Here is a 17,224-nt window from a genome sequence, read left to right as displayed (position 1 = left end):
ACTCAGACAGCACCGGCACGCCCCAGCACCTCCTCCACCTCGTGCGGGAACGGCATCGCGCTGGAGCACGCCAGCCGCGAGGCCACGATGGCCCCCGCCGCGTTCGCGTACCGCACGACACGCCCCAACTCCCAACCGGCGAGCAGTCCGTGGCACAGGGCCCCGCCGAACGCATCGCCCGCGCCGAGTCCGTTGACCACGTCCACCGCGACCGGCTCGGCCTGCGCCACCGTTCCGTCGCGGTGGACCGCCAGCACGCCCTCCGGGCCCCGTTTGACCACCGCCAGTTCCACCCCCGCGGCGAGCAGCGCCCGGGCCGCCGCGTGCGGGTCGGACTCGCCCGTGGCGATCTCGCACTCCTCCTGGTTGCCGACGGCCACCGTCGCGTGCTCCAGGGCCCGCTCGTAGAAGGGCTCCGGCTTCTCCCGCCACAGCATCGGCCGCCAGTCGAGGTCGAACACCGTGGTCCCCGCGCCCTCGCGGTCGCGGGCCGCCAGCGCCGCCAGCGTCGCCGTCCGCGAGGGCTCCTCGCTCAGGCCCGTGCCCGTCACCCAGAACATCCGCGCCGCCCGTACCGCCTCCAGGTCCACCTCGTCCGCCGTGATCTCCAGGTCCGGTGCTTTCGGGAGCCGGTAGAAGTACAACGGGAAGCGGTCGGGCGGGAACATCTCGCAGAAGGTGAGCGGCGTGGGCAGCCCGGGGGCCTCGGTCACCCACCGGTCGTCCACCCCGAAACCGCGCAGCTCGGTCCGCAGGTACGCGCCGAACGGGTCCGCCCCGGTGCGGCTGATCACCGCCGTCCGCCGGCCCAGGCGGGCCGCCGCGACGGCCACGTTCGCCGGGGAGCCGCCCAGGAACCTGCCGAAGGTGTCGGCCTCGGCCAGTGGTACGCCGGTCCTCAACGGGTAGAGATCCACCCCGATCCGGCCCATCGTGATCAGGTCGAACGGATACGGATCGCCGGTGCCGGTCACAGTCAGTCCTCCCACTCGTCCTCCACCCTAAGGTGGCCGTTATGACGTCCTCCCCGCCCGCGTTGACCCGTATCCGCATCGGTTCGGCCCCGGACTCCTGGGGTGTCTGGTTTCCCGACGACCCGCAGCAGACCCCGTGGCGGCGCTTCCTCGACGAGGTGGCCGAGGCGGGCTACGAGTGGATCGAGCTCGGACCGTACGGCTACCTGCCCACGGATCCCGTCCGGCTCGCCGAGGAGACGGCCGCACGCGGCCTGCGGGTGTCGGCCGGGACCGTGTTCACCGGACTCCATCACGGGCCCGCCGTGTGGGAGGAGACCTGGGACCACGTGTCGCGGATCGCGGCGCTGACCCGGGCCGTGGGCGCGGCCCACCTCGTGGTCATCCCCTCCTTCTGGCGCGACGACAGGACGGGGAAGGTGCTGGAGGACCGCACCCTCACCCCGGCCCAGTGGCGCGACCTCGCTTCCCAGACCGAGCGTCTGGGTCGCGAGGTGCAGGACCGGTACGGGCTGCGGATCGTCGTCCATCCGCACGCCGACACCCACATCGACACCCCGGAGAACGTGGCCCGCTTCCTGGACGCCACCGACCCCGGCCTCGTCTCCCTCTGCCTGGACACCGGCCACTACGCGTACTGCGGCGGCGACAGCGTGCGGGCCGTGGAGGCCTTCGGTGAGCGGATCGGCTACCTGCACCTCAAGCAGGTCGACCCGCGGATTCTCGCCGAAGTCGTCGCCGAGGGGCTGCCCTTCGGGCCGGCCGTGGGCCGCGGCGTGATGTGCGAGCCGCCGTCGGGGGTGCCCGCGCTGGAGCCCGTCCTGGCCGCGGCCCAGCGGCTGGGGGTGGACCTGTTCGCCATCGTGGAGCAGGACATGTATCCCTGCCCGCCCGACCGGCCGCTGCCGATCGCCCGCCGTACCCGTGCCTACCTGCGCTCCTGCGGCGCCCGCTGACCTTCCGGAGGTACCCGACATGACCAGCACGCTCGGCATCGCCGTCATCGGCACCGGGAGGATGGGCGCGGACCACGTGCGCCGGTTCGGGCGGACCGTGGGAGGGGCCCGGGTGGTGGCCGTGGCCGACCCGGACGGGGACCGGGTCAAGGAGGTCGCGGGCGCGCTCGACGGTGCGAGTGCGCACACGGACCCGGCGGAGGCGATAGCCGCGCCCGGGGTGCAGGCCGTACTGGTCGCCTCCCCCGGGCCCGCCCACGAGGAGGCCATCCTGCAGGCCCTGGAGCGCGAGCTGCCGGTGCTGTGCGAGAAACCGCTGACCCCGGAGCCGGCGGGGGCGCTGCGCATCATGGAGGCCGAGCAGCGACTGGGGCGACGCCTGGTGCAGGTGGGGTTCATGCGGCGCCACGACGCCGAGTACGAGCGGCTCAAGGAGCTGCTGGACGGGGGCGGGATCGGCCGTCCGCTCTTCCTGCACTGCCGGCACCGCAACGCCTCGTCGCCGTCCTTCTTCACCAGCGACATGCTGATCAGCGACTCCGTGGTGCACGAGGTGGACGCCGCGCGCTGGCTGCTGGGCCAGGAGGTCACCGCGGTCACGGTGCTCTCGCCGCGGCCGTCGTCGGCCGCGCCCGAGGGGCTCGCCGATCCCCGTCTGGTGCTGCTGGAGACGTCGGGGGGCGCCGTCGTCGACGTGGAGATCTTCGTCAACTGCGGTTTCGGCTACCAGGTGCAGTGCGAGGCGGTCGGCGAGGCGGGCAGCGCCCGGATCGGTGACGGGCACGCGATGGTGGTGCAGGCGGCGGGCCGCTGGGGCGGTGCGATCGACCAGGACTTCACCGTGCGCTTCGCCGACGCCTACGACCGGCAGCTGCGGCGCTGGGTGGCCGCCGCCGCGCGCGGCGGCGTGGCGGGCCCCGACGCCTGGGACGGCTACGCGGCGGCCGCCGTCTCCGAGGCGGGGCTCGCGGCCGCGCGCAGCGGTGCACGGACCGAAGTGTCCCTGGTGGAGCGGCCCGTCCTGTACCGCTGACCCGCGGCTGAGCCCCACGCAACCTCCGGCGACCCCTGTGACTCTCCGGTCACAGGGGTCGCCCTCGTGTCACGGATGTCCGCGTTACGCGGGTGGTGCGTCACAGGAGGTCGACAGCCCCTCCCCGGCCCTCGTCGCGCGTCGTTCCCCGGGCACAACGCGAGTGATCGTCAGCGTCCACGCGCCGGCTCCCCCGACGGCCGCCCGGCCGGCCCGGCGGCGTGGACCAGGAGGTGTCCGCATGAGCGACCGACAGCTGTGGTCGTACAAGGAGATCGCTGCGCACATCCGGGTCCAGCCGGACACCGTGCGCTCCTACCGCAAGCACGGACTTCTCCCGCCGCCCGACCACGTGGAGGGCGGCAAGCCCTACTGGTACGCCGAGACGGTCCGCGCCTGGGTGGCCCGCAGGCCGGGCAATCGGGGGCGCCGTGAGAACTGAACCGCGCGACGGCGGAGAAAGTCCGCACGCCCGTGCTCGCTTAATACCCCCTAGGGGTATAGGCTCGGATCGTCGGGAGGACGGTTGGAGTCATCGGCCGCCCCTCCCGGTGACCGACACGCCCCTGAAGAGGAGAACGACATGAGTGCCGAGACGGACACCCAGACCACCGCCGTCTACCGGGTGACCGGCATGACCTGCGGCCACTGCGAGGGCGCGGTGACCAGCGAGATCGCCGCCCTGCCGGGCGTCACCTCGGTCAAGGCCGTCGCCGCGTCGGGCGAGGTCACCGTGGTCTCCGCCGCCCCGCTCGCCGACGAGGACGTCCGCGCCGCCGTGGACGAGGCCGGCTACGAGTTCGCCGGACAGGTCTGAGCGGTACCCGCATTCCCTTCGGCAGCACCCGCGGCACTTCGCAGCACCCCGCCGGGCCGTGCCGGCCAGCTCATACTGGACCCGTACGGCCCGGCCATCCCCCTGGAGCCGGAACATGACCAGCACAGTGCACGACGGACCGATAACGGCGGTCGAACTCTCGATCGGCGGGATGACCTGCGCCTCCTGCGCGGCCCGCATCGAGAAGAAGCTCAACCGGATGGACGGCGTCGAGGCCACGGTGAACTACGCCACCGAGAAGGCCCACGTCTCCTACGGCGGCGACGTCCAGGTCGCGGACCTGATCGCGACCGTCGTCAGGACCGGCTACACCGCCGAGGAACCGGCACCGCCCGCGCCGCCCGCCCCTGCGGCGGGCGCTGCGGAGGAACGGCCCGAGGCGCCCGACCCGGTGCTGTCCGCCCTGCGGCAGCGACTGCTCGTCTCCGCCGTGCTCGCCCTGCCCGTCGTCCTGCTCGCGATGGTCCCCGCCCTGCAGTTCGACAACTGGCAGTGGCTCTCGCTGACCCTCGCCGCCCCCGTGGTGGTCTGGGGCGGCTTCCCCTTCCACAGGGCCGCATGGACCAACGCCCGGCACGGCGCCGCCACCATGGACACCCTGGTCTCCGTGGGCACGCTGGCCGCGTTCGCCTGGTCGCTGTGGGCCCTGTTCTTCGGCGACGCGGGCATGCCCGGCATGCGGCACGGCTTCGACCTCAGCATCTCGCGCACGGACGGCTCCTCCGCCCTCTACCTGGAGGTCGCCGCCGGGGTCGTCACCTTCCTCCTGCTCGGCCGCTACCTGGAGGCCCGCTCCCGGCGGAAGGCCGGCGCGGCCCTGAAAGCCCTGATGGAGCTGGGCGCCAAGGACGTCTTCGTCCTGCGGGCCGGCCAAGAGGTGCGCATCCCGGTGTCCTCCCTCACCGTGGGCGACCGCTTCGTGGTCCGCCCCGGCGAGAAGATCGCCACCGACGGCAGCGTCGTCGAAGGCAGCTCCGCCGTGGACGCCTCGATGCTGACCGGGGAATCCGTCCCGGTCGAGGTGTCGGTGGGCGATTCCGTCACCGGCGCCACCGTCAACACCTCCGGGCGATTGCTCGTCGAGGCCACCCGGGTCGGGGCGGACACCCAGCTCGCCCGGATGGCCAAGCTGGTGGAGGACGCGCAGAACGGCAAGGCCGAGGTGCAGCGCCTCGCCGACCGGATCTCCGGTGTCTTCGTGCCCGTCGTCCTGGTCCTCGCGCTCGGCACGTGGATCACCTGGCTGCTGGTGACCGGCGATGCGACGGCCGCCTTCACCGCGGCCGTCGCCGTCCTGATCATCGCCTGCCCGTGCGCCCTGGGCCTGGCCACGCCGACCGCGCTGATGGTCGGCACCGGGCGGGGCGCGCAGCTCGGCATTCTGATCAAGGGCCCCGAGGTGCTGGAGTCCACCCGCCGGGTGGACACCGTCGTCCTGGACAAGACCGGCACGGTCACCACCGGCCGCATGACGCTGGCCGGCGTCATCGCCGCCGAGGGGGTCGACGAGCTCGAACTGCTCCGCCTGGCGGGTTCCCTGGAGCACGCCTCGGAACACCCGATCGCCCGGGCCGTGGCCACCGCCGCCGCCGCACGGGCGGGCGCCCTGCCCGTGCCGGAGGGCTTCGAGAACGTCGCCGGCCTCGGTGTGCAGGGCGTGGTCGACGGCCGCGCCGTCCTGGTGGGCCGTGAGCAGCTGCTGGCGGACTGGTCGATCACCCTGCCGGCCGGGCTCGCGCGGGCCAAGGCCGCCGCGGAGGCCGAGGGGAGCACCGCCGTGCTGGTGGCCTGGGACGGCGCCGCGCGCGGTGTCCTGACCGTGGCCGACGCGGTCAAGGAGACCAGCGCCGAGGCCGTCGTCCGGCTGCGGGAACTGGGCCTGACCCCGGTCCTGCTGACCGGTGACAACCGGGCCGTCGCCGAGACGGTGGCCCGCGAGGTGGGCATCGACGAGGTGATCGCCGAGGTCCTCCCGCAGGACAAGGTGGACGTCGTCCGCCGCCTCCAGGCCGAGGGCCGTACGGTCGCCATGGTCGGCGACGGCGTCAACGACGCGGCCGCGCTGGCCCGGGCGGACCTGGGGCTCGCCATGGGCACCGGCACCGACGCCGCCATCGAGGCCGGCGACCTGACCCTCGTACGGGGCGACCTGCGGGTGGCGGCGGACGCGATCCGGCTGTCGCGGCGGACCCTGGCCACCATCAAGGGGAACCTCTTCTGGGCCTTCGGCTACAACGTCGCCGCCCTGCCGCTGGCGGCGGCCGGCCTGCTCAACCCGATGATCGCCGGAGCGGCGATGGCCTTCTCCTCGGTCTTCGTGGTGACCAACAGCCTGCGGTTGCGTTCCTTCCGCTAGTGGATCGCCTTCGCATCGTTCCCACACTTCCTTCACGGGAGACGCAGATCACAGTGACCTCAACGTAACCATCCGGGGTCGCGGCGGGTCTAATGGGGCGATGCCAGGAACGTCTTGGGGGACGTTCCACGGAAACCTTGGGGGTTTTCCGTGGCATCCGCCGGCCGGGACACGTGCCCGCGGGAGGCTTTGAGCGGCCCTCCCGACCCGAACGGGTCCCGGCTCAAGGACGCCCCGATCCGGGTCCCGTGGGGGGAATCCGCTTCGGGGGGAAAAGGGAAGCGCCCCGACCGTCGACCCGTGGGGGGATCGACGGCGGGGCGCTTCTCGTATGTCTCCTGCGGCGCCGCACCGTCGTAGGGGGCGCCGGAGAGGGCCTCGGGTCAGCGGGCCTCGACGGGCACGAAGTCGCGCAGGACCTCGCCCGTGTAGATCTGGCGCGGGCGGCCGATGCGGGAACCCGGCTCCTTGATCATTTCCTGCCACTGGGCGATCCAGCCGGGGAGGCGGCCGAGCGCGAACAGCACGGTGAACATCTCGGTCGGGAAGCCCATGGCCCGGTAGATCAGACCGGTGTAGAAGTCCACGTTCGGGTAGAGGTTGCGCGAGACGAAGTACTCGTCGGCGAGCGCGTGCTCCTCCAGCTTGAGCGCGATGTCGAGCAGCTCGTCGCTCTTGCCGAGCGCCGAGAGGACGTCGTGCGCCGCCGCCTTGATGATCTTCGCGCGGGGGTCGAAGCTCTTGTAGACACGGTGTCCGAAGCCCATGAGGCGGACGCCGTCCTCCTTGTTCTTCACCTTGCGGATGAAGGCGTCGACGTCGCCGCCGTCGTTCTTGATGCCTTCCAGCATCTCCAGGACGGACTGGTTGGCGCCACCGTGCAGCGGGCCCCACAGGGCCGAGATGCCGGCGGAGATCGAGGCGAACATGTTCGCCTGCGAGGAGCCGACCAGGCGCACGGTGGAGGTGGAGCAGTTCTGCTCGTGGTCCGCGTGCAGGATCAGCAGCTTGTCGAGCGCGGACGCCACGACCGGGTCCAGGTCGTACTCCTGGGCCGGCACGGAGAAGGTCATGCGCAGGAAGTTCTCGACGTAGCCGAGGTCGTTGCGCGGGTAGACCACCGGGTGGCCGACCGACTTCTTGTACGCGTAGGCCGCGATCGTCGGGAGCTTGGCCAGCAGCCGGATCGTCGAGAGGTGGCGCTGCTTCTCGTCGAACGGGTTGTGGCTGTCCTGGTAGAACGTCGACAGCGCGCTGACCACGGAGGACAGCATGGCCATCGGGTGCGCGTCGCGCGGGAAGCCGTCGTAGAAGCGCTTGACGTCCTCGTGCAGCAGCGTGTGCTGGGTGATCTCGTTGCGGAACGACGCGAGCTGGTCGACGGTCGGCAGCTCGCCGTTGATCAGCAGGTACGCCACCTCGATGAAGGACGAACGCTCGGCCAGCTGCTCGATCGGGTAGCCGCGGTAGCGCAGGATGCCCTGCTCACCGTCGAGGTAGGTGATCGCGGACTTGTAGGCCGCGGTGTTGCCGTAGCCGCTGTCCAGCGTCACGAGCCCGGTCTGGGCCCGCAGCTTCGAGATGTCGAAGCCCTGGTCGCCGACGGTGCTCTCGACCACCGGGTAGGTGTATTCGCCGTCCGCGTACCGGAGTACTACAGAGTTGTCGCTCACGTCATCCCTCACCGACGTAGTGCCTCTTCTTCGAGGTGCCCTGACTGCCTCTACCTTCCCCCATTTGGCGCAGGAGAGTGCACTCGGGGTCGGCCTTCGGTCTCGTCGACGGCACTGAGTGCCGCCAACCTGCTCATCCTGCCCCCTCCGCACGGCGGCGGGAACCCCAAATGATCGATCATCTAGGTGATGTTTCCCACCGGTATCCGTCCGGACAGCCGCGGCGCGACCGCCGTGTACCTCCTGCCTGCGGAAACGGTACGCACCGCCTGGCCGAGGGCCTTCCGGGACCCGACGAGCACGACCAGTTTCTTGGCCCTGGTCACCGCCGTGTACAGCAGATTCCGCTGGAGCATCATCCAGGCGCCGGTGGTGACCGGGATCACCACCGCGGGATATTCACTCCCCTGCGAGCGGTGGATGGTGACGGCGTATGCGTGGGCCAGCTCGTCGAGTTCGGAGAACTCGTAGCCGATCTCCTCGTCCTCCTCCGTCCGCACCGTCAGGCGCTGCTCGTCGACGTCCAGGCCGGTGACGACGCCGACGGTGCCGTTGAAGACACCGTTGGCCCCCTTCTCGTAGTTGTTGCGGATCTGGGTGACCTTGTCGCCCACCCGGAAGACGCGGCCGCCGAACCGCTTCTCCGGCAGATTCGGCCGGGCCGGCGTCATCGCCTGCTGCAGCAGCCCGTTGAGGTTCCCGGCGCCCGCCGGGCCCCGGTGCATGGGCGCGAGGACCTGCACGTCCCGCCTCGGGTCCAGACCGAAGCGGGCCGGGATCCTGCGGGCCGCCACATCCACGGCCAGCACGCCCGCCGCCTCGGTGTCCTCCTCGGCGAAGAGGAAGAAGTCCGGCAGACCGTCGGTGATGGGCTGGACCCCGGTGTTGATCCGGTGCGCGTTGGTGACCACGCCGGACTGCTGGGCCTGCCGGAAGATCCGCGTGAGGCGCACCGCGGGCACCGGGCCGCCCTGCGCCAGCAGGTCCCGCAGCACCTCGCCGGCGCCGACCGACGGCAGCTGGTCCACGTCCCCCACCAGCAGCAGGTGGGCGCCGGGCGCGACCGCCTTGACCAGCTTGTTGGCCAGCAGCAGGTCCAGCATCGAGGCCTCGTCGACGACGACGAGGTCGGCGTCCAGCGGCCGGTCCCGGTCGTACGCGGCGTCCCCGCCCGGCTTGAGCTCCAGCAGCCGGTGCACCGTGGAGGCGTCGGCCCCGGTGAGCTCCGAGAGCCGCTTCGCCGCCCGGCCGGTCGGCGCGGCCAGCACCACCTTGGCCCTCTTGGCCCGGGCCAGCTCGACGACGGAGCGCACGGTGAAGGACTTGCCGCAGCCGGGCCCGCCGGTGAGGACGGCGACCTTGCGGGTCAGGGCCAGCCGGACCGCGTCGCGCTGCTCGGGGGCGAGCGTGGCGCCCGTGCGCCCGGCGAGCCAGCCGAACGCCTTGTCCCAGTCCACGTCCTGGAAGGACGGCATCCGGTCGTCCTCGGCGTTCAGCAGCCGGCGGACCTGGCCGACCAGTGACAGCTCGGCCCGATGGAAGGGCACCAGGTACACGGCGGTCAGCGGGTCCGGCCCGCCCTGCGGGTCCGGCACGGACTCCCGTACGACTCCCTCCGGGTCGGCGGCCAGCTCGGCCAGGCACTCGATCACCAGCCCGGTGTCGACCTGGAGGAGCTTGACGCCGTCCGCGATGAGCTTCTCCTCGGGCAGGAAGCAGTGGCCCTGGTCGGTGGACTGGGACAGGGCGTACTGCAACCCCGCCTTGACCCGCTCGGGGCTGTCGTGGGGGATCCCGACGGCCTGGGCGATGCGGTCGGCCGTGAGGAAGCCGATGCCCCACACGTCGGCGGCGAGCCGGTAGGGCTGGTTGCGGACGACGGAGATGGAGGCGTCGGCGTACTTCTTGTAGATGCGCACCGCGATGGAGGTGGAGACGCCGACGCCCTGGAGGAAGACCATGACCTCCTTGATGGCCTTCTGCTCCTCCCAGGCGGCCCCGATCAGCTTCGTCCGCTTGGGGCCGAGCCCCGGCACCTCGATCAGCCGCTGCGGCTCGGCCTCGATCACGTCCAGGGTGTCGGTGCCGAAGTGCTCCACGATCCGGTCGGCGATCTTGGGGCCGATGCCCTTGATCAGGCCGGAGCCCAGATAGCGCCGGATGCCCTGGACGGTGGCCGGCAGCACGGTGCGGTAGTTCTCCACGGTGAACTGCCTGCCGTACTGGGGGTGGGAGCCCCAGCGGCCCTCCATGCGCAGGGACTCACCGGGCTGCGCCCCGAGCAGGGACCCGACGACGGTGAGCAGGTCGCCGCTGCCGCGGCCGGTGTCGACGCGGGCGACCGTGTAGCCGGTGTCCTCGTTGGCATACGTGATGCGTTCGAGCACACCCTCGACCACCGCCAGTTGCACCGCGGGCCGCTCCGCCGCGGCCCGTACCCCGTCCGTTGCCATGACCCGAAGCTACCGGGCGGCGCCGACATCCCGTCAGGCCCGGGGACAGCGCGAAGGGGGTCCCGCCTCGCGGCCGGACCCCCTCACGGTTACCCCTCCCTCGTCGGACTTCCCGATCCCCCCAGATCCCTCCCCGGAAGTACCGACGCCCCATACGACCCGCGGCCGCCCGGAAGGGTTGCACCTGGAGCCCCGGATTTACGTTTCTGTTACCCGGCGCCTACCCGAGGTGCTGGCGAAACGGTACGGAAGTAGCGTTTCGGGCATGAACGAGTCTTCCTTCGAGGACGAGGTGCTGGGCGAGCTCGGCGACGACCGGCTGACCGAGATCGCCTCGCTGCTCGGGACGGACACCGCCGGTGCCCGCGACACCGTCGCCACCACGGTCGCCGCCATGACCGGCGACCTGCGGCAGAGGGCCGCCGCCGACGACGAGGACGGCGCCGCGGTGCGCCGGGCCTTCGCCGAGGTCTCCGAGCCCCCGCGCGGGACGACGGCAGGGGTGCCGACCGGCCTGAGCCGGCCCGTCGCGAACGCCGTCGCGAAGAAGACCGGCATTCCCGCGCCGACGGTCGGCCGGCTCGTCGAGATCCTCATCCCCGTGGTGCTGGCCGTGTTCGCCAAGCGTGCGGGCGCCGGCGGGACCGCGGGCGGCCCGACGGGCGCCGGCACCCCTGCGGGCGGAGCCTCCGGCGCGGGCCCCGCCGGTCCCGGGGGCGCGGGCGGCGGACTCGCCGATCTGCTGGGCCGGATCCTCGGCGGCGGCGGAAAGTAGCCCGACGGGCACCCGGACGGCGCAGGGCGGGCCGGCCTCACACTGGTCGCCGAGCGCCCGCACCGCTCGTACGGGGTGTTCCTCGTCGGGCAGGACCGGCGCCTGCCCCTGCCGGCCGACGACTCGCCGCGGTGACGCCCGCTCCGGGGGCCGCGGCCCGCGGAGGAGCCAGCGACGTCAGGGCCACCCCGCCCACCAGCAGTACGGCCGCCAGCCAGCGCAGGGCGGACACCTCCTCGCCGAGGACCAGGGCCGCCGAGGACATCCCGAACACGGGCACGAGCAGGCTGAACGGCGCCACCGACGAGGCCGGGTAGCGGCGCAGCAGATAGCCCCAGGCGCCGAAGCCGAAGACGGTCGACACCCAGGCGACGTACACGATGACGCCCGCTGCGGACCAGTCCAGGGAGCGCAGCGCGGCCAGGTCCCGGTCCGGCCCCTCCAGCAGCAGCGACAGCGCGAGCAGCGGCAGCACCGGCACGGTGCAGACCCACACCATGAAGTTCAGCGCGTCGGGCGGGGAGGCCTTCCGGGTCAGGACGTTGGAGACGCCCCAGCAGGCGGCGGCCGCCACGACCAGGGTGAAGCCGAGCACCGGCCCGGAGGTGCCCCCGTCCACGGCGGCGACGGCGATCCCGGCCAGCGCCACGGCCATGCCCGCCACCCGCACCCGGCCCGGCCGCTCGCGGAGCAGGACCGCGGCGAGTACGGCGGTGAAGACGGCCTGGATCTGCAGGACGAGGGAGGACAGCCCGGCCGGCATGCCCGCGTCCATGCCGGTGAAGAGCAGCCCGAACTTGGCGATGCCGAGGGCGATCCCGACTCCGGCGATCCACTTCCAGGCGACCTTGGGACGCCCGACGAAGAACACGGCGGGCAGGGCGGCGACGAGGAAGCGCAGGGCCGACAGCAACAGGGGCGGGAAGTGGTCGAGTCCGATCTCGATGACGACGAAGTTGACGCCCCAGACGGCGGCGACGAGCACGGCGAGGGCGGTGTGTACGGGACGCATGCACCGAGCATCGACCGCCCGACCATGTAGCACCAGCGCGGATGTCTTCACCCATGGATGAAGCACCGCTACCGAATAGGATGGCAGCATGCTCGATCTCGCCCGGATGCGCGCCCTGCACGCCGTATCCGTCCACGGCTCGGTCGCAGGCGCGGCGGCCGCCCTCGGCTACACCCCCTCGGCGGTGTCGCAGCAGATCGCCAAGCTGGAGCGGGAGACCCGCACCACCCTGCTGGAACGGCGCGGGCGCGGAGTGGCACTCACCGAGGAGGCCCGGCACCTGGCCGACACCGCACAGGAGCTGCTGGCGATCGTGGAGCGCGCCGAGACCGCTCTGGAGGAGCGCCGGGGCCGGCCGAGCGGGCTGCTGACGGTGGCCGCCTTCGCGTCGGCCGCGCGCGGGCTGCTGCCGGGGGTGCTGGCCGACCTGGCCGGCCGGCACCCGGCGCTGGACGTGCGCCTCACCGAGGTCGACCCGCACCTGTCGGTGGACCTGGTGGCCCGCGGCGTCACCGACCTGGCGGTGGCCCACGACTGGGACATCGCCCCGCTGCCGGCGCCGGAGGGGGTGGAACAGGCCCTCGTCGGGGACGACCTGTGCGACCTCGTGGTGCCGGCCGGGCACCCCTTCACCACCCGCGGGGCCGTCCGCCGCTCGGACCTCGGCGGCCAGCGCTGGGTGTGCCAGCCGCCCGGCCGGGTCTGCCACGACTGGCTGATGCGGACGCTGCGCACCGCCGGGTTCGAGCCCGACATCGCGCACGTCGCGGAGGAGAACCACACCATCGTCGCCCTGGTCGCGGCCGGGCTCGGGGTGGCGGTCGTGCCCCGGCTGGGCACCGGCACCCTGCCGCCGGGGGCGGTGGCCGTACCGCTGCAGCCGGGACCGGTCCGCAGGCTGTACGCCCTGTGGCGCACCGGCGCCGCCCGCCGCCCGGCCATCACCGAGACGGTCCGCACCCTCCAGGCGCACTGGCCGCCCCGGCACGGAGTCGGCCGGCCCGCCGCCCCGCCGGGGAGGCCGTAGAACCGCCGCGCGCCGACACGCCGAGACCGCGCCGCGGCCCGGTGGCGCCCGGACCGCAGCGGTAGGGTCCGGCCCGTGCCGAACCACGCCTCCCGCCGGACCCTGCTCGCCGCGGCCGCCGCGGCCACCGCCACGGCCGCGGGGGCGGTCGCCGCCGCCTCGGGCACCCCCCGGACCGCCACGGCCGCCGACGACGCCCGCAACCCCGACGGGTCTGCGGGACGCCGGCCCGACCGGGCCGCCCTCCGGCGCGTCGTGGACCGGATGAGCCTCGCCGAGAAGGTCGGGCAGCTCTTCGTCTCCCGTGCGTACGGGCATTCCGCGACCGACCCCGACCCCGCGGACGCCGAACAGAACCAGGCCCTGTTCGGCGTGCGCACCGCCGCCGAGCTGGTCTCCCACTACCACCTCGGCGGGATCGTCTACTTCGCCTGGGCGCACAACACCCGTGCCCCCCAGCAGATCGCCGCGCTCTCGTCCGGGCTCCAGCAGGCGGCCCTCGGCTCCGGCGCCCGGATCCCCCTGCTGCTGTCCACCGACCAGGAGCACGGCGCGGTCGCCCGGATCGGCAGGCCCGCGACGCTCTTTCCGGGGGCGATGGCGCTCGGCGCCTCCGGTTCCGCCGCCGACGCCCGGCGCGCGGCCCGCATCGCCGGCTCCGAGCTGGCCGCCATGGGCATCCGGCAGGACTACGCCCCCGTCGCCGACGTCAACGTCAACCCGGCCAATCCGGTCATCGGAGTACGCTCCTTCGGCTCCGACCCGCACGCCGTGGCGGAGCTCGTCGCCGCCCAGGTGCGCGGTTACCAGGGGGCCGGGATCGCCGCCACCGCCAAGCACTTCCCCGGCCACGGGGACACCGAGACCGACAGCCACGTGGGCCTGCCGGTCATGCGGCACACCCGTGCCGAGTGGGAGGCGCTGGACGAGCCGCCCTTCCGGGCCGCGGTGGAGGCCGGCGTGGACGCGATCATGACGGCGCACATCGTCTTCCCCGCGCTGGATCCCTCGGGGGACCCGGCGACCCTCTCCCGGCCGATCGTCACCGGCATCCTGCGCGAACGCCTGGGCTTCCGGGGCGTGGTGGTCACCGACGCCCTGGACATGGCCGGGGTACGCCAGAAGTACGGTCCCGAACGCGTGCCCGTACTGGCCCTGCTGGCAGGCTGTGACCAGCTGCTGAACCCGCCGGACCTGCCGGTCGCCCACCGCAGCGTGCTGGCGGCCGTGGAGTCGGGCGAGTTGACGCAGGCCCGGATCGACGAGTCGGTGCTGCGGATCCTGGAACTCAAGTCCCGCCGGGGCCTGTTCGACGAGGCGTCCCCCTCGTCCGCGGCGGTGGACGCGGTTGTCGGCGTCCGCGAGCACCTCGACGCCGCCGACCGGATCGCGGCGCCCACCACGACGCTGCTGGCGAATCCCGGCGCCGTGGTGCCGATCGACGCCGGGGCCGCGCCGCAGCTGCTGGTCACCGGGGCGGACCCGGCCTCCCCCAGCGGCACCACCGGCCCGCCCACCGTCGTCCTGGCCCGGGAGCTGACCGCGCTGGGCTGCCGGGCGACGGCCGTGGCGCCGGTGCGCGCCGTGGCCGCGGCGGCGGACCACGCCGCGGTACTGGTGTGCACCTACAACGTCCCCGAAGGGGACGATCCGCAGCGCACCCTGGTGGCCGACCTGGTCGCCACCGGCGTGCCGGTGATCCTGGTCGCGCTGCGCAACCCCTACGACCCGGCCCGGCTGCCGGCCTGCGCGGCGGAGGTCGCGACGTACTCGTGGGGGGACGCGGAGATGCGGGCGGCGGCCCGGGTCCTGACCGGGGCGGCCCGGCCGGCGGGCCGGCTGCCCGTGCCGGTGCCGGGCCGCTACCCGCTGGGCCACGGGCTCTCCCTCGACACCTGAGCCCGGCCGGCCGCGCAGACGACGGAGGGCGTGTCCGCACCGGTGCGGACACGCCCTCGTCGTCGCAGGCGCACTGGCCCCTTACGGACGCAGCTGCGGCTCGCGCTCCAGGTCGCGCCGGTCGAGCTCGGCGTCCGGCGCGGCCAGCGGGGCCGCCCGGCCGGCGTCGGCGAGCGCGGCGGCCGGAGCCACCCCGGCCCACTGGAGGATCTTGGCGGTCGCCAGGGCCTTCTCGCCGTCCATGAGCTTGGCGACGTTCGCCCCGTGGTTGGCGCCCGGGGCGATCATCACGTGGCTGTCGCGGGCCCCGTAGCCGATGCGGAACGGCTCGGCGCCCCACGGGTCGTTCTGCCCGTACACGAACAGCATCTGGTGGGCGTGGTCGCGCACCCATGCGTCGATGTCGGCCATGGCGCCCGGCTGGAAGGTCATGGGGATGTCGCGGGGCACGAAGTTGCGCGGCGGCTGGTAGCCGTAGCGGCTGAGGTTACCCAGGTGCGGCTGCTTGATGTCCGGGGAGCCGAGCTGGGTGCCCGCCTGGTAGTAGTACGGCGTGTACGTCTCAAGGCCCTGGTCGCTGTACGCGGAGAAGCCGGAGATCGCGTCGATCGAGTCCCAGATCTCCTGGTCGGTGGCGGTGGCCGCGGCCGGGACGGAGGCGCAGTCGGCCAGCAGGCTGTACTGCCAGAACGCCCACACGTAGTCGAGGACGACGGCCTCGTAGGCCTTGTCGAGGTTGCCGACGGTGGTGAAGGTCCAGCCGTTCTCGGCGGCGGCGGCCGCGTACTTGGCCTCCAGGGGCTCCCGGCGGACCAGCGCCTCGCGCTGCACGGCGTTCAGCCTGTCGCGGCACTCCTTGGTGCCGACCTTGGCGAAGAACCGGTCGTAGGCCGAATCCTCCTTGTTGACGACGTCGTTGGGCGCGACGTACGCGACGACACCGTCCATGTCACGCGGGTAGAAGCGCTCGTAGTACGTCGCCGTCATGCCGCCCTTGCTGCCGCCGGTGGCCAGCCAGTTCTTCTTGTAGATCTTCTTCAGCGCGGTGAAGATGCGGTGCTGGTCGCTGGCGGCCTGCCATATGTCCAGGTTGGCCCAGTTGGCCGCGTCGGGCCGGGAGGGTGTGAAGAATCGATACTCCATGGACACCTGGTTGCCGTCGATGATGGTCGTCGGCTCACTGCGGCGCGGGTTGGTGTTGACGTTGTAGCCGGAGGTGAAGAACACCGACGGCCGTGAGACGTCTTTGTGCAGCAGGGTCAGGCGCTGTTTGAAGGTGCCCTTCCACGGCTGCCGGTGGTCGACGGGCTGCTCGTAGTTCAGCACGAAGAATCGGTAGCCGGGGTACGGCTTCTCCTCGATCAGGCTCATGCCGGGAATGCCGAGGATCTGGTCCTTGATGTCCGCGGCGGCCGCCGGCTCCGCGGCGGTCGCCGCTTGTGCCGTGGAGCCGGCCGCGCCCATGGTGCCGATCAGCACCACGAGCGACAGCAGCCATCCGAGCGTCTTGCGCATTCGCCCTCCCCTTGGGTTCACTTCGGTCGCCGTGAACCTAGCCGGGCGAACACGCCGCTGAACAGACCCAGTTGGGACCGACCCTCAGCACAGGATCCAGCCGGAGTCGATCGAGGCGGTTCCCACGCCCCCTTTTACATACACACAGCGGCTGATCGCCCCGACCGTGACAGGCCCGGCATATCGGGTGAACCGCCCGACATCGCGCACCGGCGCACCGCCGCGCGGCTGGATGCTCACCGCCATCCCGCGCCGCCCGCCGGGGGTCCGGGCCACGGTCACCGCGCAGGCCTGGTTGCGGCTCTTGTAGATACGCAGTTCACCCGCGTCGAAGGGCACGGTCCGCGCCAGCCGTCCGGTACAGCCGCCGCCCGCGGCCTGGACGGGCGGCCCGGCGAACAGACCGCCGACGCAGAGCCACAGGGCCGCTGTGAGCGCTCCCAGCGACGCGGCGCGGCGACTGCGCCCACTCCACCCCTGCCTCATCCGGTCCCCCGATCGCTCGTGCGCACGGACGAAGTACGCACGGACGTACGACGCCCGGAGGCTCCGGAAGGTTGCGCCCGGCCGAGGACCTGGCCGCCCCGCCGACGACGGCCTCCCTCGTACGGGTGCATCCGCAACTCCCCGGGAGCACAGCGGAAGTTCGGGCTCCGCCGGGAGGCCTACGCTGGGTGGCGCAAGCCCGCTCACCCTGTCCGCGCCGGTGCGGA

14 protein-coding genes are annotated in these 17,224 nt (G+C 72.8%); 8 read left to right on the top strand and 6 right to left on the bottom strand.

Annotated features, from left to right (window positions below):
• Positions 1–2 precede the first annotated feature (2 nt).
• Positions 3–989 carry a 5-dehydro-2-deoxygluconokinase gene (gene iolC / locus IF89_RS0103025; protein ID WP_267882085.1) on the bottom strand — a complete coding sequence of 329 codons (987 nt, stop codon included), beginning with the start codon at positions 987–989 and terminating at the stop codon, positions 3–5.
• Positions 990–1,015: 26 nt separating this feature from the next.
• On the opposite strand from iolC, the gene IF89_RS0103020 reads away from it, so the two are divergent.
• From IF89_RS0103020 to IF89_RS0103000, 5 genes are all read left to right on the top strand, one after another.
• A complete protein-coding gene (locus IF89_RS0103020) occupies positions 1,016–1,930 on the top strand; it encodes a sugar phosphate isomerase/epimerase family protein (protein ID WP_030760642.1) in 915 nt (304 codons plus the stop codon).
• 19 nt (positions 1,931–1,949) lie between these two features.
• The gene (locus IF89_RS0103015) at positions 1,950–2,963 is read left to right on the top strand and encodes a Gfo/Idh/MocA family protein (RefSeq protein WP_030760639.1); all 1,014 of its coding nucleotides are present in this window, start codon (positions 1,950–1,952) and stop codon (positions 2,961–2,963) included.
• A 241-nt stretch (positions 2,964–3,204) separates the two neighbouring features.
• Complete coding sequence (locus IF89_RS0103010; protein WP_030760636.1) at positions 3,205–3,405, top strand: helix-turn-helix transcriptional regulator; 201 nt, start codon at positions 3,205–3,207, stop codon at positions 3,403–3,405.
• Between the two features lie 141 nt (positions 3,406–3,546).
• Positions 3,547–3,780: a heavy-metal-associated domain-containing protein gene (locus IF89_RS0103005; protein ID WP_030760633.1), complete on the top strand. Its 234-nt coding sequence runs from the start codon at positions 3,547–3,549 to the stop codon at positions 3,778–3,780.
• A 115-nt stretch (positions 3,781–3,895) separates the two neighbouring features.
• Positions 3,896–6,157, top strand: a complete 2,262-nt coding sequence (locus IF89_RS0103000; RefSeq protein ID WP_030760630.1) for a heavy metal translocating P-type ATPase — start codon at positions 3,896–3,898, stop codon at positions 6,155–6,157.
• A gap of 383 nt (positions 6,158–6,540) precedes the next feature.
• Here IF89_RS0103000 and IF89_RS0102995 read toward each other — a convergent pair whose 3' ends face one another.
• The gene (locus tag IF89_RS0102995; protein ID WP_030760619.1) at positions 6,541–7,830 is read right to left on the bottom strand and encodes a citrate synthase; all 1,290 of its coding nucleotides are present in this window, start codon (positions 7,828–7,830) and stop codon (positions 6,541–6,543) included.
• Positions 7,831–8,012: 182 nt separating this feature from the next.
• Positions 8,013–10,283: an ATP-dependent RecD-like DNA helicase gene (locus IF89_RS0102990; RefSeq protein ID WP_051806741.1), complete on the bottom strand. Its 2,271-nt coding sequence runs from the start codon at positions 10,281–10,283 to the stop codon at positions 8,013–8,015.
• A 265-nt stretch (positions 10,284–10,548) separates the two neighbouring features.
• On the opposite strand from IF89_RS0102990, the gene IF89_RS0102985 reads away from it, so the two are divergent.
• On the top strand, positions 10,549–11,058 hold the full coding sequence (locus tag IF89_RS0102985; RefSeq protein ID WP_043192755.1) for a DUF937 domain-containing protein: 510 nt from the start codon (positions 10,549–10,551) through the stop codon (positions 11,056–11,058).
• A gap of 37 nt (positions 11,059–11,095) precedes the next feature.
• Here the strand turns inward: IF89_RS0102985 and IF89_RS0102980 are convergent, their stop codons facing one another.
• Complete coding sequence (locus IF89_RS0102980) at positions 11,096–12,070, bottom strand: EamA family transporter (protein WP_051806740.1); 975 nt, start codon at positions 12,068–12,070, stop codon at positions 11,096–11,098.
• Positions 12,071–12,158: 88 nt separating this feature from the next.
• Here IF89_RS0102980 and IF89_RS0102975 point away from each other — a divergent pair, with 88 nt between their 5' ends.
• Both IF89_RS0102975 and IF89_RS0102970 read left to right on the top strand, forming a co-directional pair.
• A complete protein-coding gene (locus IF89_RS0102975) occupies positions 12,159–13,097 on the top strand; it encodes a LysR family transcriptional regulator (RefSeq protein WP_051806739.1) in 939 nt (312 codons plus the stop codon).
• Positions 13,098–13,172: 75 nt separating this feature from the next.
• On the top strand, positions 13,173–14,996 hold the full coding sequence (locus tag IF89_RS0102970; protein ID WP_030760604.1) for a glycoside hydrolase family 3 protein: 1,824 nt from the start codon (positions 13,173–13,175) through the stop codon (positions 14,994–14,996).
• 81 nt (positions 14,997–15,077) lie between these two features.
• Here the strand turns inward: IF89_RS0102970 and IF89_RS0102965 are convergent, their stop codons facing one another.
• Positions 15,078–16,511 (bottom strand): S28 family serine protease, encoded by a 1,434-nt coding sequence (locus IF89_RS0102965; RefSeq protein ID WP_030760600.1) that lies wholly within the window; start codon positions 16,509–16,511, stop codon positions 15,078–15,080.
• Between the two features lie 84 nt (positions 16,512–16,595).
• Positions 16,596–16,850, bottom strand: a complete 255-nt coding sequence (locus IF89_RS47435; protein WP_234327644.1) for a hypothetical protein — start codon at positions 16,848–16,850, stop codon at positions 16,596–16,598.
• Between the last annotated feature and the right edge of the window lie 374 nt (positions 16,851–17,224).

Source organism: Streptomyces sp. NRRL F-2664 (assembly GCF_000719345.1).
Taxonomy (GTDB): domain Bacteria; phylum Actinomycetota; class Actinomycetes; order Streptomycetales; family Streptomycetaceae; genus Streptomyces.
The sequence above is the reverse complement of the archived record's forward strand: the minus strand, read 5'-3'. Positions and strand labels throughout refer to the sequence as shown.